Source organism: Streptomyces netropsis, from assembly GCF_014203545.1.
Taxonomy (GTDB): Bacteria; Actinomycetota; Actinomycetes; order Streptomycetales; family Streptomycetaceae; genus Streptomyces; species Streptomyces netropsis.
This window is the reverse complement of record NZ_JACHJG010000016.1, coordinates 1-25,789: the sequence shown is the minus strand read 5'-3', so window position 1 is coordinate 25,789 and position 25,789 is coordinate 1. Positions and strand designations below refer to the sequence as shown.

Here is a 25,789-nt window from a genome sequence, read left to right as displayed (position 1 = left end):
ACTCGGCCGCCAAGGCACCGTCAAGAAGTAAATCCTTAACGAGATGGCAACGATGCCATTCGTTATCTGCGTGAACTCAAGAACCGTGCCCGGGAAACGGTGACGACCGTCAGGCGGGCGCGGGCGCGTCCGTCGGGACGCTCTCGTCCAACAACGTCGAATCGCCCATTTCGTTCAGCACGAGCGCGATGGCGCCCAGCACCTCGGCCCGGCCGCCCAGCGCCCCCGGTACGACCTCCAACTGCCGTGCGGCGCTGGGGATCGCGTACCGGGAGACGGATTCGCGGATCGGTCCGAGGATCAGCTCACCCGACTCCGCGAGGTCCCCGCCGAGCACCACTCGGCGGGGATTGAGCAGATTGCACAGGTTCGCCACGCCGCTGCCGATATGCCGGCCGACATCCGCGATCACCCGTCGGCAGCCAGGGTCACCCTCCCGCGCGAGCTGCACCATGCGCGCCACGGTCAGATCGGTGCCGTGGGCCGAATGGAGCAACGGCAGTACATAACGGGCGGCGGTGAACGTTTCCAGACAACCGCGGTTGCCGCACCGGCAGACCGGACCGGACTCGTCCAGGGTGATGTGCCCGATTTCGCCCGCCGTGCCGCCCGGGCCCCGGTAGATCTGCCCGTTGATCACCAAGCCGGCGCCGACACCGCTGGCGACCTTGATGTACGCGAGGTCCGCCGCCCCGCGGCCGGAGCCCCAGACCAGCTCGCCGAGCGCGCCGAGGTTGGCGTCGTTGTCGACGTACACGGGCACCCCGAGGCGGGCGGCGAGGTCGTCGCGCGGGTTGGTGCCCGCCCAGCCCGGCAGGATCGCGGTCGAGCCCAGCACCCCGGACTCCACGTCGATCGGGCCCGGCACGCCGAGGCCCACCCCGACGATCTTCTCCGGGCTGATCCCCGCCGTCGCGATCAGCCTCTTGACCAGCGCTTCCGCCCGGTCGAGCCCCTGCGCTGCGGAGGCGTCCACATCCAGCGGCTCCGCCTCCTCGGCCAGCACCCGATGGGCGAGGTTCCCGATGGCGACGTGCAGATGGGTGTGTCCGAAGTCGACGCCGACGACGATGCCGGCGTCCCCGGACAGCGACACGCTGCGGGCCCGGCGCCCACCGGAGGAGGTGGGGGTGACGTCGACGGTCCCGCCGTCCTTCAGCTCCCGGACGATATTGGAGACCGTGGCGGCCGACAGCCCTGTGGACCGGGCGATCTCCGCCTGGGTGAGCGAGCCCGCCATGCGCACCGCGCGCACGACCCGCTCCAGGTTGGCCCGGTGCAGCGACGACTGCGACCCCGGAGTCTCCACGCCCATCCACTCCCGCCTATCGGGCGCGGCACGACCGCCGCGCCCTCGGCCGGACCACAGCAGTGGAGTCCGGCTCTTCGTACAACATGTGAACCCTAAGCTGAGCCGCCTGGGTGAGATCCCGTCAAGGCCTTGACTCCACTTCGAGCCCACATCGAGCCCACATCGTACGGATCCGCGGGGTTCCCGAGGCAGTGAGGGCCCGGCCCGCGGGCCCTGTGGCAGGCCACCCGGACGCTCGTGCCGCGCGGCGCCCGCCGCCCGGGGCGCGTTCTCGATCACACGGGACGATCATGCGAAGCCGATCACGGAGGTGTTCGGAGCAGCGCCCGGGATCCCGCCGCACCCCGGCCGCCGGGAGCGGGCTCGCCCCGGCCGGAGCGAGCGGCACCCCGCCGACCTCCGAAAAGTCACCCCATACGCTTTGCGTAGCCCGGGTAGCCCGAATGGGCGAATCCGGTTTCCTCGGGGTCCCATCCGACTGATCTTGGCTTGTCCGCACTCAAGCGCTTCTGCGGCATGTTCGCCCGACATGACCTCCGCTCCCCCGCCTCCGCACAGCTCCGCGCCGGGGTTCGTCTGCCGGATAGTTGGGGCCTTCTGCGGCATTGGCGACGCACGCCAACCGATTCGATGCACGCGCAGCCACCGTCCAAGCCATAGAACGAACGGAGCCCAGCACATGTGCGAGGACCCCCAACTGGCCACCGCCGACTGGTGGTACACACTCCGGATCCCGGCGCAGCCCTGGATGATCAGTCTCATCCGCAGCTCGCTCCAGCTCGCACTGCAACGGCACGGGCGGCTCGACCTCGCCGACACCGCCTGCCTGTTGGCGACGGAGCTGGTCACCAACGGCGTGGTGCACGCCAACTCACCGGTGACCGTCGACCTCAGCTGCCGCTCCCGGACCCTGCGGGTCGATGTGCACGACAGCAGCCCCGAGGCGCCCGCCCGGCGCAGCGCCGGCTGCGACGACGAGTCGGGGCGGGGCCTCACCCTCATCGACGCCTGCGCCACGGCCTGGGGCGTCTATCCGGCGGCCCACGGCCGGGGCAAGGCGGTCTGGTTCACGCTGTGCTGAACGGACCGTGCCGAACGGACGCCGAAGGCGGCCCCAGGAGGGCCGCCTTCGGCGTGCGTACGACCGTGGTCACCGCCTCGGCGGCCGTGACCGCTATTTGAGCGCGCCCGCCGTCAGCCCGGCCTGGACCTGGCGCTGGAAGACGATGTAGGCGGCGAGCACCGGGAGCATGGCGATCACCAGGCCCGCGAAGAGCCCCGACCAGTCGCCCTTGTAGCCCTGGCTGACCGCGAGGGCGACCAGCCCCTGGGGGAGGAGCTTCTTGTCCTCGTCGCCGACGTTCAGCACGGTGGGCAGCAGGTACTGGTTCCACTGGCCGAGGAAGTTGAAGATGCCGACGCTGATCAGGCCCGGCTTGGCCATGGGCAGCATCACCTGGAAGAAGGTCCGGGTGTGCGAGGCCCCGTCGATCATCGCCGCCTCCGCCACCGAGCTGGGCAGCGTCTTGAAGAACCCACTGAGGAAGAAGATCGTGAACGGCAGCGAGTAGGCGATGTAGACCAGGATCAGTCCGGGAAACGTGTTGAGCAGCTGCATGTTCTTCATGACGAAGAACAGCGGCACCAGCGCCAGGATGATGGGAAAGCTCATCCCGCCCACGAAGAGGAAGTAGACGAAGCGGTTGCCGGGGAATTCGAAGCGGGCCAGCACATAGGCCGCCATCGAGCCCAGCAGCATCGTGCCGAAGAGCGAACCGGCCACGACGATCACCGAGTTGAGGAAGTACTGGCTCATGTGCGCCTGGGACCAGGCCCGGCCCCAGGCGTCGAAGTGCAGGCTCGTCGGCAGCGCCCACGGCGAGGTGAAGATCTCCTTGTCGGTCTTGAAGGCGCTCATCACCGCCCACAGCAGCGGCAGGGTGACCATCAGGCCCCACAGGGCCAGCACGCCGTGCGAGAAGACGTTGAGGACCCTGCCCTCGCTGCCGAGCCGCCCGCTCGGCGAGTCGATCGCCGGCCCGCCGCGCTGCGACGGCAGGCCGGGCGCGGGGTCCGCCGTGGCGACCTCCGGGAGGTCGGGGAGGTCCGAGGGCTCGGCTTGCGCGGTCACGGTGCTACTCCCGGTTCGGCGGTGGGACGGTGGGTCGGCTGCGGCCACGCGGCCGTCGAGGCGGCCATCAGTACTCCAGCCGCTCGCGCCGGCCGAGCTTCATGACGATGCCCGCGAAGATCATGGTGACGATGAGCAGCGCCACGCCGAGCGTGGTGGCGTATCCCGCCTGTCCGTCGCGGAACGCCTTCGTATAGAGGTAGTAGGCCAGGACCTCGGTGGAATAGTCCGGTCCGCCCGGCCCCACGGTCATGATCTGGATGACCGCGAAGGCGTCGAGCGCCATGATGCCCATGTAGACCCAGCCGGTCTGGACCGTGTCCCACAGCAGCGGCAGCGTGATCCGGAAGAACGTCTGGACGCGGTTGGCGCCGTCCAGCAGCGCCGCCTCGTAGAAGTCCTTCGGAATGGAGCTCATGCCCGCCGAGAACAGGACGACGTAGAAGCCGACGTTGCACCACACCATGACCGCCATGACGCACCACAGCGCGAGCTGCGGGTCGCCGAGCCAGTCCGGCTGCACGGAGTCCAGGCCGATGGCCTTGAGGAAGGAATTGAGCGCGCCGCTGTTGGGGTTGTAGGCGAATTGGAACAACAGTGCGACGATCGCGATCGAGAGCACCTGCGGGAAGAAGTAGACGACCTTGTAGACGCTCGAGCCGCGGACACCGGCGATCGCCGCGTTCTTCCTGCGCCGGCCGCCGACGTTGAGCATGAACGCGAAGAACAGCCCGAGCCCGAGCGTCACCAGCGGGAGCACCAGCAGCAGGACGTTGTGCCCCACGGACTTCCAGAACACCTCGTCGTCCCAGAGCCGCTGGTAGTTCTGGAAGCCGACCATCTTGAAGTCGGGACTCAGCCCCGTCCAGTCCGTGAAGGAGTAGTAGATGGCCTGGATGAACGGCGAGATGACGAAGACACCGTAGATCGCCAGAGGCAGGGCCAGGAAACCGACGATGAAGCGGTACTTACCGTGCTGCATGACTTTCGACCCCGATCTCTTCCCGCGGGTGCCGCCGCTGGTGACGCGAGCTCACTTGTGCCGGTACTTCTTGACGGAGGCGTCCTTGGCGGTGTCGTCGGCGAACCGCTGGATCTTGGCGATCGCCTCGTCGGGGGTGGCCCGGCCCGCCATCAGCTCGCCGATCGCCGCCACGCCGATCTTCTCCTTCTGGAGGGCGACGTACCAGTCCTGGATGCGCGGGTTGACGACGTTCTGGCCGGCCTTGGTGAGCGCCTCCTGCGAGGACGCGAGACCGGGCGGCAGGGTCAGGCCCTCGGTGCCGCCGTTGAGGGAGGTGAGCGAGGAGACCTGCTTGATGAAGTTCTGCGAGGACTTCTTGCTCAGCATGATGCGCAGCAGCTCCATGCCGCCGCGCGGGTTCTTCGCGTTCTTCGGCACGATGAAGGGCTCGCCGCCGGAGGCCCAGATCGTCCCGAACGGCAGCTTGTCGCTCTTGTCGAGGCCGGAGGGGGCCCCGACGGCCATCTGGAAGTCCTTCGGGGTGGTCTTCTTCGACTCGTTCTCCACCCAGGAGCCGTTCGGGAGGAACAGTGCCTTGCCCTCGTTCCAGGCGGTCTGCGACTCGATGTGGGTCAGTCCCGGGGTGCCCTTGAGGATGTAGCCCTTCTTGTACAGCTCGTAGTACGCCTCGAAGGCGGATTTGACGGCCGGGTCCTTCCAGGCGTTCGGCTCCAGGTTGTCGATCTTGTCGAGGACCTCCCTGCCGCCGATCTTGGCGATGAAGGGGTAGAGGCTGAACGGCAGGTAGTACGGGTGCTTGCCCGCGTACGTCCAGCCGGCGATGCCCTTCTTCTTCGCCTTCTCGCAGACCGCGAGCATCTCGTCCCAGGTCTCGGGGTACTGCGCGTCGAGCTTGCGCAGATTGGTCTTCGAGTACCAGACGCCGTAGACCGTGTAGGCGTAATAGAGGATCCAGGTCTCCTGGCCGTCGAACTGGCCCATCTCCACGACGCCCGGGCGCAGCGTGTCGCGCACCTTCTTCTTGGGGTCGTCGACGGAGGGCGCGTCGAGGAGGGCATTGAGGTCGGTGAGCTGCTTCTTTCCGACGAGGGTGCCCATGTCCATCTGCTCGGCGCCGGAATTGTCGATGAGGTCCGGCGGGGTACCGCCGTTGAAGCGGGGCTGGAGCGTGGACTGGATCTTCTGGGTGGCGGAGTGGCTCACCTTGCTGCTCGGAAAGACCTTGCCGTATTCGGCCTCGGCGTCCTTCGCGTACTGCTGGCCGAAGCCGCCGTCGAAGATGACGACGTCGAGCGGCGCGCCCTCGTTGATGGCGAGCGGGTTCGTGGCGCTCTTCTCGCCCTTGTCGACCTGGTTGGAGTTGCCGCTGTCGCCGCCGCTCGCGCAGGCGCTCAGCACGCTCATCGACGGCACCGCGATCAGACCGATGGCCGCCGCTCGTTTGATCAGATCGCGTCGACCGAATTCCGAGGTGGATCCCATGCTCAAGTCCTCGCCTTCTCCAGGACTCAGGCGGTGTACCGGTCTTCCCCTTGCGAACTCGCCATCGACGAAGGGCCCGACACCGCGGGTCAGTTGAAGCTTGGTGTGTGCTGGGTGTGCGTCCGGGATCGGTGATGTTCCCACGGCACTGCCGTCCGCCGCTGCCTCCCGGGTCCGCCGCGGCGCCGAACCGTCGCCTCGGACGCCGACAGGTATAGTCCACTCCCCATCAACTGGGCAAGATCGAAAGCAGCTTTGACGACCAGTCTTTCCCGAGTTGAGACCTCGCCGACATACACCGACACCAACCCCGGAACCCTTGACACCACTGGTGTCTCACGCCCTACTTAACTCTGCGCGACTCGAGCGACAACGTTGTCAGTTTCGTCGAGAGGCATGAGATGCGACAGAGATTCAGACACCGATGGCGTAGCTGTGCCCGTCCCACCGCCCTCCTCGTGGCCACCGTACTGCTGACGACTGCTCAGGGCACGCAAGGATGGGCCGAAAACGCTTCCGCCGTTCGGGGCAAGGCTCCTGACGAGGAGTTCGCTTCCTCCTTCGAGAAGGGTGAGCCGCAGCCCGATTGGCGCAATACCGTCGAGACCGGCCCGGGTGGCCGGAAGAAGTCCGCCGGGGTCGACGGCAATGACACCACCGGGATCCCCGGCAATGCCACCGACAAGGTGAGCGGCGTCCGGGCCAGCGGCGAGAACGCCGAGGCGGGAGAGGTCAAGGAGAACCTCGTCGACGGCGAGAGCGCCACCAAATGGCTCACCTTCGACAGGGCCGCCTGGCTGGAATTCACACTGTCCGAACCGGTCAAGGCCGTCCGGTACGCGCTGACCTCCGCCAATGACGCGCCCGGCCGGGACCCCCGGGACTGGACGCTCAAGGGCTCCGACGACGGATCGCACTGGACCGTCCTGGACGTCCGCGAGGGTCAGGCCTTCGAAAGGCGGCTCCAGACACGGGAGTTCTCCTTCGGCGGCGCCGTCTCCTACCGGCACTACCGGCTGGACATAGCCCACAACAGCGGAGGCGCGGCCACCCAACTGGCCGAGGTGCAGCTCGCGACGGCGGACACCGGCACTCCCCCCGCCTCCGACATGCGCAGCCACGTCGACCGCGGCCCGACGGGCTCCCCCACCGCGAAGGCCAATGTGGGCTTCACGGGCACGCATGCCCTGCGCTACGGCGGCACCCACCAGGCGACCGGCCGCGGCTATTCGTACAACAAGGTCTTCGACGTCCACACCCGGGTGACGCCGAGGACCCGATTGGCGTACAAGGTCTTCCCCTCGATGCCGGAGGCGGATGCCCGCTACCCCGCCACCCACGTCTCGCTCGACCTCGCCTTCACCGACGGTACCTATCTCAGCGACCTCGGCGCCGTCGACCAGCACGGCGCACGGCTGACCCCGCGGGGGCAGGCCGATTCCAAGACGCTGTACGTCAACCAGTGGAACAACAAGACCGCACTGATCGGCGCGGTCGCCGCGGGCAAGACCGTCGACCGGGTGCTCGTCGCGTACGACTCGCCGGTGGGGCCCGCCAAATTCCGCGGCTGGGTCGACGACATCACGCTCGCGCCCGCCCCGGCCGAGAAACCACAGGCCCATCTGGCGGATTACGCCGTCACCACGCGCGGCACCCATTCCAGCTCGAATTTCTCGCGGGGCAACACCTTCCCCGCCACCGCCGTACCCCATGGCTTCAATTTCTGGACCCCCGTGACCAACGCGGCCTCCACGACCTGGCTCTACCAGTACGCCGCCACCAACAACGCAGACAACCGCCCCACCATCCAGGCCTTCAGCGCCAGCCACGAGCCGAGCCCCTGGATGGGGGACCGGCAGACCTTCCAGGTGATGCCCTCGACCGCCGCCGGGACCCCCGACGCCTCCCGCACGGCCCGCGCCCTGCCCTTCCGGCACGCCAACGAGACGGCCAGGCCGCACTATTACGGCGTCACCTTCGACAACGGCCTCAAGGCCGAGATCACCCCCAGCGACCACGCGGCGATGATGCGGTTCACCTTTCCGGGGGAGAACGCCGGTGTCATCCTTGACAACGTCACCAAGCAAGGCGGTCTGACGCTCGATCCCGGCCGCGGTGTCGTCACCGGCTACTCCGACGTCAGGAGCGGGCTGTCCACCGGCGCCGGGCGGCTCTTCGTCTACGGCGTCTTCGACGCACCCGTGACCGCGAGCGGCCGCCCCCGCGGCGGAGCGGGCAGCAACGTCACCGGCTATCTCCGCTTCAGGCCCGGCAAGGACAAGGCCGTGACGCTGCGCCTGGCGACCTCCCTGATCGGCGTCGACCAGGCGAAGGCCAACCTCGAACAGGAGATCCCGGCCGGCTCCTCCTTCAGCGGGGTCCGCGACCGCGCCCGCGCCGCCTGGGAGGCGATCCTCGGCCGCGTCGAGGTCGAGGGCGCGAGCCGCGACCAGCTCACCACTCTCTACTCCAACCTCTACCGGATGTACCTGTATCCCAACTCCGCCTTCGAGAACACCGGCACCAGGGCCCGGCCGCGCCCCCGCTACGCCAGCCCCTTCTCCCCCGCGGCCGGTAAGAACACCCCGACCCGCACCGGCGCGAAGATCGTCAACGGCGAGGTGTACGTCAACAACGGTTTCTGGGACACCTACCGCACCACCTGGCCCGCCTATTCCCTGCTGACGCCCAAGAGCGCCGCGAAGCTGGTCGACGGATTCGTCCAGCAGTACAAGGACGGCGGCTGGACCTCCCGCTGGTCCGCCCCCGGCTATGCCGACCTGATGACCGGCACCAGCTCGGACGTCGCCTTCGCCGACGCCTACGTCAAGGGCGTGGGCCTCGACGCCGAGGCGGCGTACGAGGCCGCGCTCAAGAACGCGACGGTGGCGCCGACCCACCCCGGTGTCGGCCGCAAGGGCATGAACACCTCCGTCTTCCTCGGCTACACGAGCACGAAGACCCGCGAGGGCGTGTCCTGGGCGCTGGAGGGCTACCTCAACGACTTCGGGCTCGCGAAGATGGGCGAGGCGCTCTACGCCAAGACCCACCGGGCCCGCTACAAGGAGGAGGCCGCCTACTTCCTGGGCCGCGCCCAGAACTACGTGAAGCTCTTCGACACCAACGTCGGCTTCTTCCAGGGCAAGGACGCGAACGGCTCCTGGCGGCTGTCGCCCGACGACTACGACCCGCGCGTCTGGGGCCACGACTACACCGAGACCAACGGCTGGAACTTCGCCTTCACCGCCCCGCAGGACACCAGGGGCCTGGCCGCCCTCTACGGCGGCCGGAGCGGCCTGGCGAAGAAGCTGGACGCCTACTTCGCCACGCCCGAGACGGGGGCGCCGGAGTTCGCCGGCTCGTACGGCGGCGTCATCCACGAGATGACCGAGGCCCGGGACGTCCGCATGGGCATGTACGGCCACAGCAACCAGGTCTCCCACCACATCGCCTACACCTACGACGCGGCGGGCCAGCCGTGGAAGACGCAGGCCAAGGTCCGCGAGGCCATGTCCCGGCTCTATCTCGGCAGCGAGATCGGCCAGGGCTATCCGGGCGACGAGGACAACGGCGAGATGTCGGCCTGGTACGTCTTCAGCGCGCTCGGCTTCTACCCGCTGGTGATGGGCGCCGGTGAGTACGCGGTCGGCTCGCCGCTCTTCACCAAGGCCACGGTCCATCTGGAGAACGGCCGCGACCTGGTGGTGAAGGCCCCGGGCAACAGCGCCCGCGACGTGTACGTCCAGGGCCTGCGGGTCGACGGCAAGGCGTGGGACTCCACCGCGCTCCCGCACTCCGTGCTCGCGAACGGAGCGACGCTGGAGTTCACCATGGGGCCGAAGCCCTCCACGTGGGGCAGCGGCAAGGACGCGGGACCGTCGTCCATCAGCCGCGACGACAAGGTGCCCGCCCCCGCCGCCGATCTGACCACGTCGAGCGGTTCGGCACTGACGGACGACACCTCCGCCACGGACACGTCCTTCACCACCGCCTCCCTGCGGGTGCCGGCCGGGTCCCGGGTGACCTCCTACACGCTGACCTCGGCCGACCGGGCGAGGGCCCCGGAAGGCTGGGTGCTCAAGGGGTCGACGGACGGCGAGGAATGGACCCAGGTCGACCGGCGCGCGGGCGAGTCCTTCGCCTGGGACCGGCAGACCCGGGTCTTCTCCGTCCGGGCTCCCGGCCGGTACCGCCACTACCGCCTGGAGAGCGCGAACGGCGAGGTCAGGCTGGCCGAGGTGGAGCTGCTGGGGGTGCCGACAAAGTGATGGGCAGGAAGGCCGGTCCCGGCTCGGGCCGGCTCACCCGGATCGCGGGCCGGAGCGACCACCAGTACCACCTGATGTTCTGACCTGAGGTGAGGGCCGCGCTCCCGGACGGGGGTGCGGCCCTTTCTGCTGCCCTCACACGGGAGCGCCGCGGCTCACCCGGCGCCGGACGACGCGTACGAGGGAACGCACCGGTCGCCCGAGTACCAGCACCAGCCCGACCACGGGAAGCGTGAGCAAGAGGATCTGGAGACACGCCGCGACCATGCCGAGGACCTGATTGCCGGACGTTCCGGCGTTCTCCACCAGCGAATTGACGGTCCGCCAGTCGGCCTGGAGCAGTCGGGGCATATTGGCGAGCACCATGCCCAGCTGAAGAACGAGCGCCGGCACCAGGAACACGACCCATACCGCGACCACGATTTGCGGCCATCGTTTGAGGGCTCGGAGCCGCTCGTCCTGCGGTCGCCGGAGCACGACCCTCTTGAGAATCGGCGCGATGTACTTGAAGAGGTCGGGAATGCCGGTCAGGTCCGCGACGATGTAGTAGCCGTCGAACCGCAGCGTGGGAAGAAGCTGCTGAAACATTTCCAGGTGGACGGAGAGGATCGCCACCAGGAGAAGCGGGGAGCCGGTCGACACGTACAGCGCGAGCAGGCCCAGAACGAAAAGGGCATTGAAGTAGACGCCACCGAGGTCGGCCCGGATGCGGCCCGCGCGGCCCAGCCGATAGGAGTTGGTGATGTCGGTGTAGAAGGCGGGCCACACGACGTAGATGCCGCATCCCATGGCGCCGGGCCGCGCACCTCCGTAACGGCACGCCGCGCCATGGCCCATTTCATGGAACACGCACGAGGCGATGGCCAGGAGGACGACGAGCAGCACGCCGGCCGGGGAGGAGAGCACCGTCCGCAGGGCGGCACCGGTGTCCTGCGTCGACCACAGCCATACCTCGCCGGCCACGAACACCGCGAGGGCACCGAGCACCAGCAGGGGGCGGAACAGCCAGGCGAAGAGGCCGGAGAGGAACCAGGTGACGTGCTCCGGCAGCACCGCCACCCGGAACCGGAAGGAGAGGAACGGGTCGCTCTTGGGGGTGGGGGGAGGCGGCGAACCGTCGCTGTAGGTGGTGATGCCGAGAGGGGCGAGCTTCTTGTCGATGAGGAAGGCGACGTGCTCGGTGGTGAACTCCCGGTCCGTTTCCCGGCGGAGTTCGTCGGCCACCCGCGCCATGACCGGTGCCCCTCCGGAATGCTCCCGGCTCCGGCCGTTCAGCGCTCGGACGACCTGGTAGAGCAGGGCCGGCAGCCGAACGATCTGTCCGTCGGGGCGGCAGACCAGGTGGGGCGGCTCCCGATACCCGGAGCCCTCGAACTCGCCGACCAGTTCCATGCCGGCCACCAGCGTGGGTTCCTGTGCCATGGGCGCTCTCCGTGAGGTGACCGGCGGACTGCCTGCGAAGTGGCGGGGAAGGGCCGGACGACTCCGGCCCTTCCCCGGGCGTTACGGCGTGCCGCTACGCGATCAGTGGCTCGAGACGGCCGCAGGGGTGCAGGTCAGGGTGGTGGTCGGGTTCGTGGACGGCAGGCCCAGCGAACCGAGCAGACCCGGGGTCCCCTGCCGGTCCACGGACTGGCAGGCCGACAGGATCGTGGTGCCGTGGTCGCTGGGAGCGGGGGCGTACACGCCGCCGCCCGAGGCCGTGGCGGAGCTGCTGCTGGAGCTGCCGGCGCCGGCGGCGCCGCCGTCGCCGTGGGGGTCACCGAAGCCGAGCGGAGTGGCCACGATGCCCATGACGGTCCGCTCCGGCAGTACCTCGCCCGCGACCTTGTCGAGTTCCTCGAAGCTGATGGCGTTGTCCATTTCCGTACCCCTTCTCGAAAGCGGTCAGCGGCTTGAGACAGCCGCAGGAATACAGGTGGTGCTGTGCCCGGGAGAGCTGGGAGCCAGCCCCAGCGCGACGAGAAGGCCAGGACTGCCCGCGTCCTGCCGGTATTGACAGGCATAGGCCACCGTCGTTCCGTGCTCCGTTCTCACGAGCGTCGGATACACGGGATCGGCGGCCGTGGCGCCTGCCGACAACAGACTCGAAAGCGCGATCCGCGGAGGAAGCTCCTCACCGCAAAGCCGGCCGAGTTCCCCGAAGGTAACGGCGGATCCCATCGCTTGCCCCTCCCTCTGGAACGACGGCGTCGCATCGTCCCGGCAGGGAGCGTAGCCCGCGGGGGAATGCCCGACACATCCTCAACCTCCTGATCACCCGGACGTGTTGGGGAATGCCCCGTGAGAGTGGAGAGGTGAACGTCCGCCCGGAACATGGCGAAGGGCCGCACCCCGTACGAAACGGGGTGCGGCCCTGTGAACGCCCTACCGGTACCGCTTACTTGCGGATCAGGGAGCGCAGCACGTACTGCATGATGCCGCCGTTGCGGTAGTAGTCCGCCTCGCCGGGGGTGTCGATGCGGACGACCGCGTCGAACTCGACACCGGTGTCGGTGGTGACCTTGACCGTGCGCGGCGTGGTGCCGTTGTTCAGCTCGGTCACACCGGTGAAGGTGAAGGTCTCCTCGCCGGTGAGGCCCAGGGCCTCGGCCGAGGCGCCCTCGGGGAACTGGAGGGGCAGGACGCCCATGCCGATGAGGTTGGAGCGGTGGATGCGCTCGTAGGACTCGGCGATGACGGCCTTGACGCCGAGGAGCGCGGTGCCCTTGGCGGCCCAGTCGCGGGACGAGCCGGAGCCGTACTCCTTGCCGGCCAGCACGACCAGCGGGATGCCCTGGTCGATGTAGTTGCGCGAGGCGTCGTAGATGAACGAGACCGGCGCGTCGGCCTGGGTGAAGTCGCGGGTGAAGCCGCCCTCGGTGCCCGGCGCGATCTGGTTGCGCAGGCGGATGTTGGCGAACGTACCGCGGATCATGACCTCGTGGTTGCCGCGGCGCGAGCCGTAGCTGTTGAAGTCACGACGCTCGACACCGTGCTCGGTGAGGTACTTGCCGGCCGGGGTGTCGGCCTTGATGGCACCGGCCGGGGAGATGTGGTCGGTGGTGACCGAGTCGCCCAGCTTCGCCAGGACGCGGGCGCCGGCGATGTCGGAGACCGGGGTGGTCTCCATCGTCATGCCCTCGAAGTAGGGGGGCTTACGGACGTAGGTGGACTGCGGGTCCCACTCGAAGGTGTTGCCGGTCGGGATCGGCAGCGCCTGCCACTGGGCGTCGCCCGCGAAGACGTCCTGGTAGGACTTGTTGAACATGTCCTCGCCGATGGCGTTGGCCACGACGTCGTTGACCTCGGCCTCGGACGGCCAGATGTCCTTGAGGAAGACCGGGTTGCCGTCGGTGTCGATGCCCAGGGCGTCCTTGGTGATGTCCACCTTCATGGAGCCGGCGAGGGCGTAGGCGACGACCAGCGGCGGGGACGCCAGGTAGTTCATCTTGACGTCGGGGTTGATCCGGCCCTCGAAGTTGCGGTTGCCCGAGAGCACCGAGGTGACGGCCAGGTCGTGCTCGTTGACGGCCTTGGAGACCTCCTCCGGCAGCGGGCCGGAGTTGCCGATGCAGGTGGTGCAGCCGTAGCCGACGAGGTTGAAGCCGACCTTGTCGAGGTACGGGGTCAGGCCCGCCTTGTCGAAGTAGTCGGTGACGACCTTCGAGCCCGGAGCGAGGGTGGTCTTGACCCACGGCTTGCGGGTCAGGCCCTTCTCGACCGCCTTCTTGGCCACGAGCGCCGCGGCGACCATGACGTAGGGGTTCGAGGTGTTGGTGCAGGAGGTGATCGCGGCGACGGTGACGGCGCCGTGGTCGATCTCGTAGGTCGTGCCGTCGGGGGCGGTCACGGTGACCGGCTTCGACGGGGCGCCGTTGGGCGTGTTGGCCGGGGCGTCGGAGGCCGGGAAGGACTCCTTGCCCGCCTCGTCGACGGTGTCGACGTAGTTGCGGACGTCCTGCGAGAACTGCGCGGCGGCGTTCGCCAGGACGATGCGGTCCTGCGGGCGCTTCGGGCCGGCGATCGAGGGGACGACCGTGGACAGGTCCAGCTCGAGCTTCTCGGAGAAGTCCGGCTCGGCGGCCGGGTCCAGCCAGAGGCCCTGCTCCTTGGCGTACGCCTCGACCAGCGCGACCTGCTGCTCGGAGCGGCCGGTGAGCTTCAGGTACTTCAGCGTCTCGCCGTCGATCGGGAACATCGCGGCGGTGGAGCCGAACTCCGGCGACATGTTGCCGATGGTGGCGCGGTTGGCCAGCGAGGTGGCGGCGACGCCCTCGCCGTAGAACTCGACGAACTTGCCGACGACGCCGTGCTTGCGCAGCATCTCGGTGATCGTGAGCACCAGGTCGGTGGCGGTGGTGCCGGCGGGCAGCTCACCGGTCAGCTTGAAGCCGACGACGCGCGGGATGAGCATGGAGACCGGCTGGCCCAGCATCGCGGCCTCGGCCTCGATGCCGCCGACGCCCCAGCCCAGCACGCCGAGGCCGTTGACCATGGTGGTGTGCGAGTCGGTGCCGACGAGGGTGTCGGGGTAGGCCTGGCCGTTGCGGACCATGACCGTGCGGGCCAGGTGCTCGATGTTCACCTGGTGGACGATGCCGGTGCCCGGGGGGACGACCTTGAACTCGTCGAAGGCGGTCTGGCCCCAGCGCAGGAACTGGTAGCGCTCCTTGTTGCGGCCGTACTCCAGCTCGACGTTCTGGCCGAAGGCGTCCTTCGTGCCGAACTTGTCGGCGATGACGGAGTGGTCGATGACCAGCTCGGCCGGGGCCAGCGGGTTGATCTTCGCCGGGTCGCCGCCGAGCTCCTTGACGGCCTCACGCATGGTGGCGAGGTCGACGACGCAGGGCACGCCGGTGAAGTCCTGCATGATCACGCGGGCCGGCGTGAACTGGATCTCCTGGCTGGGCTGGGCCTGGGAGTCCCAGTTGCCCAGCGCCCGGATGTGGTCGGCGGTGATGTTCGCGCCGTCCTCCGTGCGGAGCAGGTTCTCCAGCAGCACCTTCAGGCTGTAGGGAAGACGGGCGGAGCCCTCGACCTTGTCCAGCTTGAAGATCTCGTACGACTCGTCGCCCACCTGCAGCGTGCTGCGGGCGTCGAAGCTGTTCGCCGACACGACAGTCTCCTTCATGCATGAATTCGCGCGTACCACGGCCATCCTGCCGTCACAGCTCCACGCCGATCCGTTAAGGTGAACCTAAGTTAGGTATGCCTTACTGGCGCGGCAGCGGTACGCCTCTCGGCAGATATCTCGATGTCGAGATAACTCTAGTACATCGCTGCGGCACGGTCATGCCCTGATAGGCCGTGCGTGGCCCTCACCCGAGGGCGACCGGTTCGACGCGGGGGGCTCGGCGGCCGCCGGAGCTGCGATCTCCAGGACTGCGGACCCATTCACCGCCCCGCCAGCCCCGTCCTGACCAGGGACAGGACCTCCTCGTCGGAGAGTCCGAGGGTGCGGGCCTCCGCGATCAGGTGGCGGACGCCCTCGACGAGGCGGGCGCGGCCCGGGGAGGTGTCGTCGCCGGTGACCACCGCCCCGCGGCCGCGGCGGAGCTCGATGAGGTCCTCCTCGCGCAGGCGCTGGTAGCCACGGAGCACGGTGTGGACGTTCACGCCGAGGGAGTCGGCGAGCGCGCGGGCGGCGGGGAGGCGTTCGCCGGGGCGGACGGCGCCGTCGGCGATGGCTCCGCGGACGGCGGCGGCGATCTGGTCGCCGAGCGGCAGCGGGGAGGCGGGGTCGAGTCGGATCAGCACGTCATCCCCCGTGGTGCGCGCGGTCGCGGGCGACCAGCGCGTTGAGCAGGGCGGCGGCCGTGGCCGCGTCGTCGACGGTGATCACGAATTCGCTGCCGGTCGTCAGCCGGGCCACGATCGCCTCGCCCGAGCGCAGCACGAGCCCGCTGCGGCCCGGGTGGACGCGGTAGCCCCAACCGCCCATGTCCTTCAGGGCGCTGATGTCGCGGGCGGTCGCCTCCTCGATGCGGGCGAGCGGGACGCGCAGCCGGGGCCGCGGCAGCCAGGGCGCGGTGGCGGTCAGCCCGTGCCGGTCGACCGTGATACGCGCGCCGGACATGACGGGCAGCAGCGCGCCCGGGACGAGCAGGGTGAGGGCCGAGCCCCAGTCCGCGACGAGCGCGACCAGTACGCCCAGTGCGAGGAGCGCGGGCCCGCAGGCGAAGACGGCGCGGGAGCCGACGGTCCGCGTCCACGTCACGCTCTCCCCCTCGCGGAGGGGGAGGCGGGGCGCGGAGCCCGGGTCGGCGGGCGACCCGGACACGGCCGGCGCGCTCCGGCCGGCGAGGAGCAGGCCGAGGGCGGCGGCCACGGCGGCGGCGACCAGGGCCGCGGCAAGTTGCCAGGGGCCGAGCCGGGCCTGTTCGGCGGAGGCGGCCCGCGCGTTGGCGACGACGAGGTCGGTGAGCAGGAAGCCGCCGAACCCCGCCACACCGTAGGCGACGGCGACGAGTGCCCGCCCGTTCACGCGTCTGCCGTCCTCCGCCCAGGCGAACCAGACGAAGAGGGCGGCCGGTACGAGCAGCAGGCCGAGGGCCGCATAGGGGAAGACACCGAGCGCGGTGAAGCCGTCGGCGCGGCCGGCGCCGGTGAAGTGGGTGGCCACGGGATCGGGCAGCCGGTCCCGGCAGCCGAGGAAGACCGTGAGGAACGCGGCGGCGCCGAGAAGGTAGGGCGACGCCACGACGAAGGGGCGGCGCCGGATCGCCGCGGGACGTACGGGCGCGTTCAGGGTCATGTGCACGCCCCCCTTTCAGTTGTTTGCATAGTAATAGAACAATGATCAATGGGGAAGGGATCTCATATCTGAGATACCGTCTGTCTCATGACAGACGCCTACCTCGCCCGCATCGGCAAGCTCATCCGTGACGCCCGTCAGCACCGAGGCTGGACGCAGTCGCAGCTCGCCGACGCCCTCGGGACCAGTCAGAGCGCGGTCAACCGCATCGAGCGGGGAAATCAGAACATCAGCCTTGATATGATCGCCCGCATCGGTGAGGCGCTGGACAGCGAGATCGTCTCTCTCGGCTACGCCGGGCCCATGCATCTGAGGGTCGTCGGCGGACGTCCGCTCTCCGGCGCCATCGACGTCAAGACCAGCAAGAACGCCTGCGTGGCCCTGCTGTGCGCGACCCTCCTCAACGCCGGCCGTACGACACTGCGTCGCGTCGCCCGCATCGAGGAGGTCTACCGGATCCTCGAGGTGCTCGGCAGCATCGGCGTCAGGGCCCGCTGGATCAACGACGGCAACGACCTCGAGATCGTGCCGCCCGCCGAGCTGGACCTGGCCGCGATGGACACCGAGGCCGCCCGCCGCACCCGCAGCGTCATCATGTTCCTCGGTCCGCTGCTGCACCGCATGGACCACTTCAAGATCCCCTACGCCGGCGGCTGCGACCTCGGCACCCGGACCGTCCAGCCGCACATGACGGCCCTGCGCCACTTCGGCCTGGAGATCACGGCCACCGACGGTACGTACCACGCGCAGGTCGACCGTTCGGTCGCACCCACCCGGGCGATCGTGCTGACCGAGCGCGGCGACACCGTCACCGAGAACGCCCTGCTGGCCGCCGCCCGCCACGAGGGCGTCACCGTCATCCGCAACGCCAGCTCCAACTACATGGTCCAGGACCTCTGCTTCTTCCTGGAGGAGCTGGGCGTGCGCGTCGAGGGCATCGGCACCACGACCCTCACCGTGCACGGCGTGGCCACCATCGACCGCGACGTCGACTACGCCCCCTCCGAGGACCCGGTCGAGGCGATGAGCCTGCTCGCCGCCGCCGTCGTGACGGAGTCGGAGCTGACGATCCGCCGCGTGCCGATCGAGTTCCTCGAGATCGAGCTGGCCGTCCTCGAGGAGATGGGCCTCGACCACGAGCGCAGCCCGGAGTACCCGGCGGACAACGGCCGCACCCGGCTGCTGGACCTGACGGTGCGGCCCTCCAAGCTGCGCGCGCCGATCGACAAGATCCACCCGATGCCGTTCCCGGGCCTGAACATCGACAACGTCCCCTTCTTCGCGGCCATCGCCGCCACCGCCCAGGGCCAGAGCCTCATCCACGACTGGGTCTACGACAACCGCGCCATCTACCTCACCGACCTCAACCGCCTCGGCGCCGACGTCAAGCTCCTCGACCCGCACCGTGTCCTCGTCGAGGGCCCGACCCGCTGGCGCTCGGCCGAGATGATGTGCCCGCCGGCCCTGCGGCCCGCCGTGGTCGTCCTGCTGGCCATGATGGCCGCGGAGGGCACGTCGGTGCTGCGCAACGTCTATGTGATCAACCGCGGTTACGAGGACCTGGCGGAGCGGCTCAACTCGATCGGCGCGCAGATCGAGATCTTCCGCGACATTTAACTCCGCCGCAGGTCAGGGCGCCTTCCCGCCGTTCTGGGCCGTCTGTGGGCCGTCGTCCGTGTCACCGCCCTTGCGGAACACGCGGTCGACGGCCTTCCGTGCTCGCGCCTGGCTGTTGGGCATCAGGTGCGTGTACGTGCGCAGAGTGAAGCCCGGGTCGCCGTGCCCGAGGTACTCCGCGAGGGCCTTGATGTTCTCGCCCGCGTCCAGGAGCACGGACGCGTAGAAGTGTCGGAGCGCATGCATGCCGTGCTGGCGCGACTCCGCGAAGCGCTGTCCGACCTCGCGCCCGGGGATGACGCCGGCGGACACAAGGGCGGGCTTCCAGACACGCATGTTGAAGTAGTTCCGATTCACCGCCTTTCGCTCTCGCGAGTAGAAGAGCAACGATGCGGTGACCGGCGGCCCGTCGGGCGTCCTCCAGGGCAACGTGACTTCCAACGGCGGGCGCTCGGTGATGTGCTCGGCCAGGGCGAACGCCACAGCATCGGACAGCGGCACGTCTCGCATCTTGCCGCCCTTCGGGGGCGCGAATACAAGCTGGGCCTTGACCATCTTCACCTGCCGGACGACATGAACCACCCCACCGAGGAAGTCGACTTCGTCGACGGCTAGCCCAAAGATCTCTCCCTGCCGCAAGCCGCACCCCGCCCCCATGTCAACAACCTTGCGATAGGGCGTCGGCAAGGCGTCCCGAACGGCGAGGACCCGCCCCTCCGGCCATACCTGAACCTTCCGCGCGTCACGCTTGGGCGGACGCACAGAATTGGCCCGACAGGGGTTCCGAACGAGGACGCCATCATCGACGGCGGCACTGAACACAGCGGAGACATTCGCGAAGATGACGCGCTGGTACGACGAGGCCAGCCCAGCGTCTTGCAACGCCCTACCCCAGGCCCGGATATGCCCCGGTGTGAAGGCGCTCATGGAACGAGAGCCGATATGCGGGAAGATGTGCAGCCGGAAGCGCTGGTCGATCGCGTCGATGGTCGAGACGTCGGTCGTCTGCGACGCAAGCCACGTCGTGGCGTACTGCTCGAACGTCACCTTTCCCGCTGCGGGGTCTACGTACTGGCCGCGCGTCATGTCGGCTGCTATCTGGGAAAGCCATGCCTCTGCAAGCCGCTTCTGCTTGTCAGGGAAAGACCGGCTGCGTTCGCTGCCATCCGGGGCGACGTACCGAGCGCGGTAGCGCAGCCCAGTTCCGTAGCGATCGGTCTTGACCCTCTGGCTCGTACCGTCGGGCCCTGTCTCGAGCTTGTACCAGCGGTCTTGGATGTGGCCTGCCATCGAGGTTGTGATCCCTTCGCGACGCAGCCAGGGAGGGCCACTGGCCCTCCCTGGGAGTTGGGACGTACTGATTGCGGTGGTTGTCAGGCAGCCCTGTCGGCGGCCTTGAGTTCGGCGGTGTAGCGCTGGACGTCGGCGGGGTCGTAGCGCAGGTGCTTGCCGACGCGGAATCCAGGCGGGCCGATGCGCTTCTTGCGCCAGGCGTAGACGGTTTCCTTCGGGACGTCGAAGATCTCGGCGATGTCGTCGGGGTTGAGGTAGCGGTCGGGGAGGCCGCCGCGGAGCGTGTCGGTAAGGGAGGCGGGCGGCATGCGGTGTCTCCTTCACGGGCCAGGGTCAGGGGGCGGAATCCCCCGGTGCGCCGACAGAACCGACAGAACCCGCTCGTTAGGTCGCTGACCTGCGGCTTCCGTGGTTCGGGGTCTTGTGACAGAACTCGAAAAAACTCCGACAGAACCTCCAGGAGGGGGGTTCTGTCGCGGTGGCCCGGTTCGGGACTCGGGGGTTCTGTCAGAGTTTCCGGAGGTTTTGTCACAGCCGCGATCACGGGTGTTTGTGCAGGTCAACGGCTTTGTGCGGAGGTTCTGTCGGTTCTGTCAGCGGGTTGGGGGTTGTGTCAGGCGCTTCGGGTGACGCGGGGGTGGGTGTCGTAGCGGGGGGAGGGTGGCCGGCCGCCGCGTCCGGTGCGCGGGGGCTGGGGTTGCTGGCGGATCCAGCCGTGTTCTTCGAGCAGCGCCAGGGCGGGATCAAGGTCGCCGATGGCGGGGAAGTCCGCCCGGGGCAGGGTCCGGAACAGCTCTCGTTTGGAGAACCCGTCCATCCGGCTGGAACGGAGGTGGGCGAGCACGGCGTAGGCGGTGTCGCGGGCGGGTGCTGCGGTCATGGCGTCGAAGACGTCCAGGGCGTGGGCGGTGAAGTAGTCGCCCAGTTCGGTGGCGGCTGCCATGGTCGCGGCTTCGATCGGTCGGTGCCATCCGTCCTCGGGGTGGGTGGCCAGGTGGAGCAGTCCGGCGATGCGGGCCACGGCCCCGTCGCGCTTGGACGCCCATTTCACGATCGGGGCGAAGCTTCCCCCTTTGCCCAGCCGGGATTCGGTGACCTTCTGGAAGGCCAGGATCACCGCGTCTGCTTCGGGGGTCAGGGTCAGGATTGCGGGGTCGGTCCAGTCGGCCAGCGCCAGCGTCAGGCCACCGAGGTTGCGGGCGTAGAGGTCGGCTGTGTCCTCGGACAGCAGGGCGGGAGATAGGTTGCGGCTGCCGACCAGGGACAGGGGCTTGGAGTACAGGAAGCGGGCAAGCAGACCGCGCCCGTCGGCCCCGTCGATCCGGGCCAGGGAGTCCAGCACTTCGGGCTGGATGGCCAGGCCGATGGTGACGGCCGGGGAGTCGATGTGTTCGGATTCCCGGCCCTGGCGATTGACGCGGACCATGTCTCCGGCGTGGCCCTTGAGGAACATGCCCATGTTGGGCCGGCCGCTGTAGCGCCCGGCGATGATGTCGAACAGCTCCCCTTCGGCACTCAGGCAGGAGATCCGCCCGTCCTGCTGGGCGAGCAGGGTGCCGATGGTTTCCGGGGTGGCATCGTCGGCGATGAGCTGCGGCACGGCCGGAACGGTCATCTCCTCCACCGTCTGTGCCAGGGCGACCGCTTCGGCAGTGAGGGCATCGCGGGCAACGGGTTCAGCAGTGGCGGCCTTCTGGGCGGCTTTGTCGGCGGCGGACTTAGCCAGACGGATGGTGGTCTCGGCTTCGGCCCGCACCGGCCCGGACAGCTCGATGAGGGTCTTCTCCACATCGAGCAGCGGGCGGACCATGAGGTCGAAGACCGCGGACTTACGGTTCCCAGGGTCCAGGGCGATGGCCGTGTAGAGGTTCACGGGCTCGCGCCAGTGGCCCCGGACGCACACCTTCGCCCGGCCGCCGGCGGCTGTGGCGATGACCGCCAGTGCCAGGCACCCGGCGAGGTCGACGGGGGTCTGTGTCTCCTCCGCGACACCGCGCACCATGTCCCCCAGCCACGCGGGCAGGGTGCCCACGGGGAACGTGGGCAGGGCCGGGCGGGCCGTGATGGGGACAGGTTCGTCCCATGCCGGACCGGTGATCTGTTCAGGATCGAGCTGGTCGAACCCCTCCCACAGATCCGGGCTCATCTCCTCAGGGGTACTCACGCCGGGTTCCTCCCTTCGGCGGTACGCAACGGGCAGACGGCCCGGTGTTCGGTGTGGTCGTTGATCAGGCGCAGCACAGCGCGGTGTCCCATGGCGGAGGCCTCGTGTCCGCACTGGCACCACGAGGTGGCATAGGGGGTGACGTTGCGTTCGGGCGGTGCGGTGATGTGGAGCCACGCGACCGGGTACCGCCCGTCTGCCTGGTGCGGCTCAGGGCGAAGAGCTGAATGGACGCCCTGGCGGGCGGCGAGCTTCGGCGCGCCACTCCCGTCGGGAGCCCGGGTCGGTTTGGCGGGGTTGGGCTGGCCGGTGGGGGGTGTGGGGCTCTTAAAGGGGGAGCGGGCGGGGGCGGTCATGCGGTCGGCCCAGGGTTGTGGGCGATGGACCAGTCCAGGGCGCTGGCGATGGCCGACGTGCAGTCGCGCTCGGACAGCCCAGCCGCCTCCCCCGCCTCCTTAAGAGCGTCTTGGACCGTGCCCCGGTCGAGGTCTCCGGAGGCGACGAACCGGCCCAGAGCTCGGGCGGCCCGTACGAGGCACCGGTTCCGGGTACCCTCCTGCGCCCCTGCAACAGCCGCTGCTTCATTGCGCAGCGCGGCTGCGGCGTACGCGGGCACGTTGCGCGGAACGTGGACCGTGGGCGGGGCCTGCGGTGTGCGGGCGGGGTTGAGGAGGGAGGCCAGCCAAGCGGGGAGCGGCCCGACGGGGGCGGGGTCGTCGATCTCGTACGCGCCCTGCGGGGTGATGCTGCCGGAGGCGACGACGTATCCGCCCCATGCCCGGGTGTCGATGAGGGCACCGAGCGTGCCCGCGGTGTTGCCGAGCCGGGCCCCCTCCGGGGAGCGGAAGTACAGGTGCGACCCGCCGGAGGGGGTCCGCACGGTGTGGGTGGTGGGGACGGGCTGTCCGGCGCGCTCGCAGAGCGCCGTGAAGGTCGTCATGCCGCACGGCATGTCCTTCTTGCCCTTGTCGTTCTTGGGTACGTCCAGGTCGACGACGACGAGTCCGGCGGGGCCGGTGGCGATCCCGGTGTTGAACGGGCCGGTTTCCCAGCACCGGCGGATCTGCTCGGGGTCGGTGGTGGCGCGGTCCTCCCACTTGGCGTGGCCGTCCGCGCAGGCGCCGGTCCGCGGGCACCGGTTCTCGCCGTGGAGGGCGGGTCGCTTGCTGCCGGGGCGGAGCGGGAAGACGGGCCAGCCGTTCGCGGCGGCGTGCAGGGCACCCAGCCACGGGGAGTCGAGGGTGCTGGTGTTCATGCGGCGGCCCTCTTCTCGTGGGTGAGGTACTGGGTGGCGATCCAGTGGGTGTAGGCGGGCGGGATCGCTTCGGCGATCTCCTTGCGGACGTCCGTCCAGTCGATGCCCATCGCGGTCTGCCATTCCGGGACGGTGCCTTTGCCGCCGCCGTCGCCGTAGACGGGGTAGTAGGGGCCGTCGTAGTACCGGCCGTGCCGGTAGCCGCGGGTACGGCCCCGGTGCGGGAGATGAACCGGCGGGGTGAACGACCAGCCGGACGTCTCGAACTTGCGGTGCCGGGTGACTCCGAGGCCGAACATCTCGCCGCACAGGACGACGTCGCGGCGGATCGGTGCGGGCATGACGTTCTCGATCACCCATGGGCGTCCGGTGGACTCCATGGCGGCCCGGCCGGCGGGGATGAGGTCCGGGTACTCCCGGCCCTTGTTCGTGCCCTTGGTCAGCGCGGTGTGGTGCTGGCAGGGCCACGAGGAGTGGATGAAGTCGAAGTCCGCGCCGTGCTCGCGTACGAACTCCACCGCGTCGGCCTGCACTAAGGGGAAGGGGTAGTTCGGCTGCGGGGCGATGTCGACACCGAGAACATCGAATCCGGCCCGGTGATAGCCGACCGCGGCGCCGCCGGCACCGCAACAGGCGTCCAGAACTCGCGGGCGGGATCGCCGTAAGAGGGCGTGTTGGGTCATGCTGGGGTTCTCCTGTTCCTTCGGGAACGGTGCAGGGACCGGGGCGGCCGCGCGTCTTTGGCGAGAGGGCGGCCGCCCCGGGCGTAGCTACTGGTCAGCCAGCCAGCGGGCGTACTCCTGGCGGACGTAGTCCCGGTAGGCGCCTTGCTGGCGGGCGTTTTCAGGTGTCATGGGCCCCGCGGCGGTGCCGTCGAGTCGGTCAGCGGAGGTGAATGTCACCGCTGCTTCCTCGGCGGCCCATTCGGCGTCGGCCGCCGCTTCCGGGGCCCACGGCTTGCCCTTACTCAGTGCGACTCGGTCGAGTAGCACCGCCTTCCGGAGCCTGTACTCCCGGTCGGCGGCCGGGCTGTGCCCGCCGGGCTTGTGGAGGCGCATGGCCAGAGTGAAGACGTCGGCCATTTCGTCGACGATTTTCGGGGCGTCGGCGTACGCCTTGCGGATGGCGCGGATCTCGAACACGACGTTTCCTCTCGGGGTTAGAACGGCGGTTCGTCGGAGTAGACGGCGCGCCGAATGCGGCGCACTTGGAGGAGCGGTCGCGCCCAGCCCGGCGCTTTCGGGAGCCAGACTTTGGCGAGAGGCAGGAACGGGGCGCAGTCGCAGTCGTCGAAGTCCGGCTCATCCGAGTAGGGGGTGCCGCTCAGCACTTGGCCCTTGCCGCCGCAGTTGGCGCAGTGCGGGTCGGGCAGCCGGTGCAGGGCCAGGATCGGGCGCGGGCCGATGGATCGGCCGCTACGGCTGGTGGAGACCCAGCCGGACCAGCAGCGGACCGCGAGACGGTGACGGGCGAGCGTGCGGCGGATCACGCGGCGCCCTCCTCTGCGACGGCGGTCTCCTCCGCCATGCCGTCGAGGATCAGGAGCAGGTCTCCGAGCTGGCGGAGGGTGATCTCGCGGGAGTAGGGCGCGGACCAGTGCCCGCAGTCCAGCTCTACGGTGACGACGTCTTCCAAGTCGGTGCTCACGTCAGTTCTCCGTTCGAGGCGCTTACTTGGACTTGGGGTTGAAGAGCTTGAGGCCGAGGCCGAGCGTGATCGGTCCGGAGAGGGAGCCGATGACCGCGGCGGTCCGCACCGCGAACTCGCACAAGGCGATCGCGGCGGCGACCATGCCCATGGCGGCGAAGGCGACGGCCAGGCCGATCAGGACCGGGCCGAGGTGGGACCGCGCCGGGCGGGCAGGGTCGGCGGTCTGGACGATGACGATCGGGCGTCCGTCGGCTTGTGCCTGGCGGAAGAGGTCGGCGGGGATGTGCGGGGCCATCGGCCCTAACCGCCCGTCGGGCGGAGGTTCGTGGCGCATGCGGGTTCCCTCTCGGTTGGGGGTGGTGCGGGGTTCAGGCCGCGAGCTTGCTGAGCGCGGACGCGCAGGTGGCCAGGAGGTGGTTGATCGTGGGGGCGGCGGCGGTGGAGGCGAGGCAGAAGCCGAGGAGGAGGGCGGCGAGGGCGGGTCCGATGCGCAGGTGTCCGGTGCGCAGGAGGAGGACGACGATCACCGTGAGCACGACGACGAAGGAAAGGGAGAGCACGGGACTCCTTCACGGTTACTGGGTGTGAGATTCGTTGGTGGGGTGTGTGGGGGTCCCACAGCCCTGGAGAAGAGGGCCGGGTTCGGCTCGGGGGCGGCTGCGGAGGGCTTTGGGGCGGGTTCCTGTGTGGGACCCCCACGCCCTCACATGCAGGTCAGTGCCTCCCACGGCCGTGTGGTGGCCCACAGGCTGTGGGAGGCGCCGTGGTGGGCTGGTGTGGGGGTCTCCCCCACACGGCTGTTGGCTACTGTCCGTTGCGGTACTGGGTGATGGCTTCGGCGAGGGTCTCGGCGAGGTAACCGGGTTTCGGCTCGCTGCCAGCTCCGGCGCGGACGG

23 protein-coding genes are annotated in these 25,789 nt (G+C 69.1%); 3 read left to right on the top strand and 20 right to left on the bottom strand.

Going from position 1 to position 25,789, the window contains the following annotated elements; translation table 11 throughout:
- Positions 1–109 precede the first annotated feature (109 nt).
- On the bottom strand, positions 110–1,309 hold the full coding sequence (rok7B7, locus tag FHS38_RS29620) for an ROK family transcriptional regulator (RefSeq protein ID WP_184738766.1): 1,200 nt from the start codon (positions 1,307–1,309) through the stop codon (positions 110–112).
- Between the two features lie 682 nt (positions 1,310–1,991).
- Between rok7B7 and FHS38_RS29615 the strand changes: the two genes are divergently transcribed.
- The gene (locus FHS38_RS29615) at positions 1,992–2,393 is read left to right on the top strand and encodes an ATP-binding protein (RefSeq protein ID WP_130881718.1); all 402 of its coding nucleotides are present in this window, start codon (positions 1,992–1,994) and stop codon (positions 2,391–2,393) included.
- Positions 2,394–2,486: 93 nt separating this feature from the next.
- Here the strand turns inward: FHS38_RS29615 and FHS38_RS29610 are convergent, their stop codons facing one another.
- From FHS38_RS29610 to ngcE, 3 genes are all read right to left on the bottom strand, one after another.
- Positions 2,487–3,443 (bottom strand): carbohydrate ABC transporter permease, encoded by a 957-nt coding sequence (locus FHS38_RS29610; protein ID WP_184738764.1) that lies wholly within the window; start codon positions 3,441–3,443, stop codon positions 2,487–2,489.
- A 67-nt stretch (positions 3,444–3,510) separates the two neighbouring features.
- Entirely contained in the window at positions 3,511–4,425 is a 915-nt protein-coding gene (locus FHS38_RS29605; RefSeq protein WP_184738762.1) for a carbohydrate ABC transporter permease, read from the bottom strand.
- A 51-nt stretch (positions 4,426–4,476) separates the two neighbouring features.
- Positions 4,477–5,910, bottom strand: coding sequence for an N-acetylglucosamine/diacetylchitobiose ABC transporter substrate-binding protein (gene ngcE, locus FHS38_RS29600; RefSeq protein WP_184738760.1), 1,434 nt, complete (start codon positions 5,908–5,910; stop codon positions 4,477–4,479).
- A 401-nt stretch (positions 5,911–6,311) separates the two neighbouring features.
- Here ngcE and FHS38_RS29595 point away from each other — a divergent pair, with 401 nt between their 5' ends.
- Positions 6,312–10,178, top strand: a complete 3,867-nt coding sequence (locus FHS38_RS29595; RefSeq protein WP_184738758.1) for a GH92 family glycosyl hydrolase — start codon at positions 6,312–6,314, stop codon at positions 10,176–10,178.
- Between the two features lie 135 nt (positions 10,179–10,313).
- On the opposite strand, the gene FHS38_RS29590 is transcribed toward FHS38_RS29595, so the two are convergent.
- From FHS38_RS29590 to FHS38_RS29570, 5 genes are all read right to left on the bottom strand, one after another.
- Complete coding sequence (locus FHS38_RS29590; protein WP_184738756.1) at positions 10,314–11,600, bottom strand: hypothetical protein; 1,287 nt, start codon at positions 11,598–11,600, stop codon at positions 10,314–10,316.
- 102 nt (positions 11,601–11,702) lie between these two features.
- On the bottom strand, positions 11,703–12,041 hold the full coding sequence (locus tag FHS38_RS29585; RefSeq protein WP_184738754.1) for a hypothetical protein: 339 nt from the start codon (positions 12,039–12,041) through the stop codon (positions 11,703–11,705).
- A gap of 517 nt (positions 12,042–12,558) precedes the next feature.
- Entirely contained in the window at positions 12,559–15,276 is a 2,718-nt protein-coding gene (gene acnA, locus FHS38_RS29580) for an aconitate hydratase AcnA (RefSeq protein ID WP_184738752.1), read from the bottom strand.
- Between the two features lie 278 nt (positions 15,277–15,554).
- The gene (locus FHS38_RS29575) at positions 15,555–15,917 is read right to left on the bottom strand and encodes a GntR family transcriptional regulator (RefSeq protein WP_184738750.1); all 363 of its coding nucleotides are present in this window, start codon (positions 15,915–15,917) and stop codon (positions 15,555–15,557) included.
- Between the two features lies 1 nt (position 15,918).
- Positions 15,919–16,914, bottom strand: a complete 996-nt coding sequence (locus FHS38_RS29570) for an SdpI family protein (RefSeq protein WP_184738748.1) — start codon at positions 16,912–16,914, stop codon at positions 15,919–15,921.
- 87 nt (positions 16,915–17,001) lie between these two features.
- Here FHS38_RS29570 and relB point away from each other — a divergent pair, with 87 nt between their 5' ends.
- The gene (gene relB, locus FHS38_RS29565; protein ID WP_184738746.1) at positions 17,002–18,531 is read left to right on the top strand and encodes a type II toxin-antitoxin system RelB family anti-toxin; all 1,530 of its coding nucleotides are present in this window, start codon (positions 17,002–17,004) and stop codon (positions 18,529–18,531) included.
- 12 nt (positions 18,532–18,543) lie between these two features.
- On the opposite strand, the gene FHS38_RS29560 is transcribed toward relB, so the two are convergent.
- The 11 genes from FHS38_RS29560 to FHS38_RS29510 all read right to left on the bottom strand — a co-directional run bounded on the left by FHS38_RS29560 (position 18,544) and on the right by FHS38_RS29510 (position 25,453).
- Entirely contained in the window at positions 18,544–19,821 is a 1,278-nt protein-coding gene (locus FHS38_RS29560; protein ID WP_184738744.1) for a tyrosine-type recombinase/integrase, read from the bottom strand.
- 83 nt (positions 19,822–19,904) lie between these two features.
- Positions 19,905–20,132 carry a helix-turn-helix domain-containing protein gene (locus FHS38_RS29555; protein ID WP_184738742.1) on the bottom strand — a complete coding sequence of 76 codons (228 nt, stop codon included), beginning with the start codon at positions 20,130–20,132 and terminating at the stop codon, positions 19,905–19,907.
- Between the two features lie 305 nt (positions 20,133–20,437).
- Positions 20,438–21,970, bottom strand: coding sequence for a YfjI family protein (locus FHS38_RS29550; RefSeq protein ID WP_184739011.1), 1,533 nt, complete (start codon positions 21,968–21,970; stop codon positions 20,438–20,440).
- 14 nt (positions 21,971–21,984) lie between these two features.
- On the bottom strand, positions 21,985–22,344 hold the full coding sequence (locus FHS38_RS29545; RefSeq protein WP_184738740.1) for a hypothetical protein: 360 nt from the start codon (positions 22,342–22,344) through the stop codon (positions 21,985–21,987).
- Entirely contained in the window at positions 22,341–23,243 is a 903-nt protein-coding gene (locus FHS38_RS29540; RefSeq protein ID WP_184738738.1) for a bifunctional DNA primase/polymerase, read from the bottom strand. Before FHS38_RS29540 ends, FHS38_RS29545 begins: the two co-directional genes overlap by 4 nt.
- Positions 23,240–23,926: a class I SAM-dependent methyltransferase gene (locus FHS38_RS29535; RefSeq protein WP_184738736.1), complete on the bottom strand. Its 687-nt coding sequence runs from the start codon at positions 23,924–23,926 to the stop codon at positions 23,240–23,242. Before FHS38_RS29535 ends, FHS38_RS29540 begins: the two co-directional genes overlap by 4 nt.
- A gap of 87 nt (positions 23,927–24,013) precedes the next feature.
- Positions 24,014–24,385, bottom strand: a complete 372-nt coding sequence (locus FHS38_RS29530; protein WP_184738734.1) for a hypothetical protein — start codon at positions 24,383–24,385, stop codon at positions 24,014–24,016.
- Positions 24,386–24,402: 17 nt separating this feature from the next.
- A complete protein-coding gene (locus FHS38_RS29525; RefSeq protein WP_184738732.1) occupies positions 24,403–24,732 on the bottom strand; it encodes a hypothetical protein in 330 nt (109 codons plus the stop codon).
- Entirely contained in the window at positions 24,729–24,890 is a 162-nt protein-coding gene (locus FHS38_RS29520) for a hypothetical protein (RefSeq protein ID WP_184738730.1), read from the bottom strand. The genes FHS38_RS29525 and FHS38_RS29520 overlap by 4 nt, the downstream gene beginning before the upstream one ends.
- Before the next feature lie 22 nt (positions 24,891–24,912).
- The gene (locus tag FHS38_RS29515) at positions 24,913–25,227 is read right to left on the bottom strand and encodes a hypothetical protein (protein ID WP_184738728.1); all 315 of its coding nucleotides are present in this window, start codon (positions 25,225–25,227) and stop codon (positions 24,913–24,915) included.
- 34 nt (positions 25,228–25,261) lie between these two features.
- Positions 25,262–25,453 carry a hypothetical protein gene (locus tag FHS38_RS29510; protein ID WP_184738726.1) on the bottom strand — a complete coding sequence of 64 codons (192 nt, stop codon included), beginning with the start codon at positions 25,451–25,453 and terminating at the stop codon, positions 25,262–25,264.
- Positions 25,454–25,789: the final 336 nt, after the last annotated feature.

Bases quoted from the DNA above. Each gene is read 5' to 3' on its own strand.
- FHS38_RS29540 (WP_184738738.1), bottom strand. From the start codon at position 23,243: ATGAACACCAGCACCCTCGACTCCCCGTGGCTGGGTGCCCTGCACGCC.
- relB (WP_184738746.1), top strand. From the start codon at position 17,002: ATGACAGACGCCTACCTCGCCCGCATCGGCAAGCTCATCCGTGACGCC.
- ngcE (WP_184738760.1), bottom strand. From the start codon at position 5,910: ATGGGATCCACCTCGGAATTCGGTCGACGCGATCTGATCAAACGAGCG.
- FHS38_RS29585 (WP_184738754.1), bottom strand. From the start codon at position 12,041: ATGGACAACGCCATCAGCTTCGAGGAACTCGACAAGGTCGCGGGCGAG.
- FHS38_RS29555 (WP_184738742.1), bottom strand. From the start codon at position 20,132: ATGCCGCCCGCCTCCCTTACCGACACGCTCCGCGGCGGCCTCCCCGAC.
- FHS38_RS29570 (WP_184738748.1), bottom strand. From the start codon at position 16,914: ATGACCCTGAACGCGCCCGTACGTCCCGCGGCGATCCGGCGCCGCCCC.
- FHS38_RS29590 (WP_184738756.1), bottom strand. From the start codon at position 11,600: ATGGCACAGGAACCCACGCTGGTGGCCGGCATGGAACTGGTCGGCGAG.
- FHS38_RS29550 (WP_184739011.1), bottom strand. From the start codon at position 21,970: ATGAGCCCGGATCTGTGGGAGGGGTTCGACCAGCTCGATCCTGAACAG.
- FHS38_RS29605 (WP_184738762.1), bottom strand. From the start codon at position 4,425: ATGCAGCACGGTAAGTACCGCTTCATCGTCGGTTTCCTGGCCCTGCCT.
- FHS38_RS29515 (WP_184738728.1), bottom strand. From the start codon at position 25,227: ATGCGCCACGAACCTCCGCCCGACGGGCGGTTAGGGCCGATGGCCCCG.
- FHS38_RS29595 (WP_184738758.1), top strand. From the start codon at position 6,312: ATGCGACAGAGATTCAGACACCGATGGCGTAGCTGTGCCCGTCCCACC.
- FHS38_RS29545 (WP_184738740.1), bottom strand. From the start codon at position 22,344: ATGACCGCCCCCGCCCGCTCCCCCTTTAAGAGCCCCACACCCCCCACC.
- FHS38_RS29615 (WP_130881718.1), top strand. From the start codon at position 1,992: ATGTGCGAGGACCCCCAACTGGCCACCGCCGACTGGTGGTACACACTC.
- FHS38_RS29560 (WP_184738744.1), bottom strand. From the start codon at position 19,821: ATGGCAGGCCACATCCAAGACCGCTGGTACAAGCTCGAGACAGGGCCC.
- FHS38_RS29535 (WP_184738736.1), bottom strand. From the start codon at position 23,926: ATGACCCAACACGCCCTCTTACGGCGATCCCGCCCGCGAGTTCTGGAC.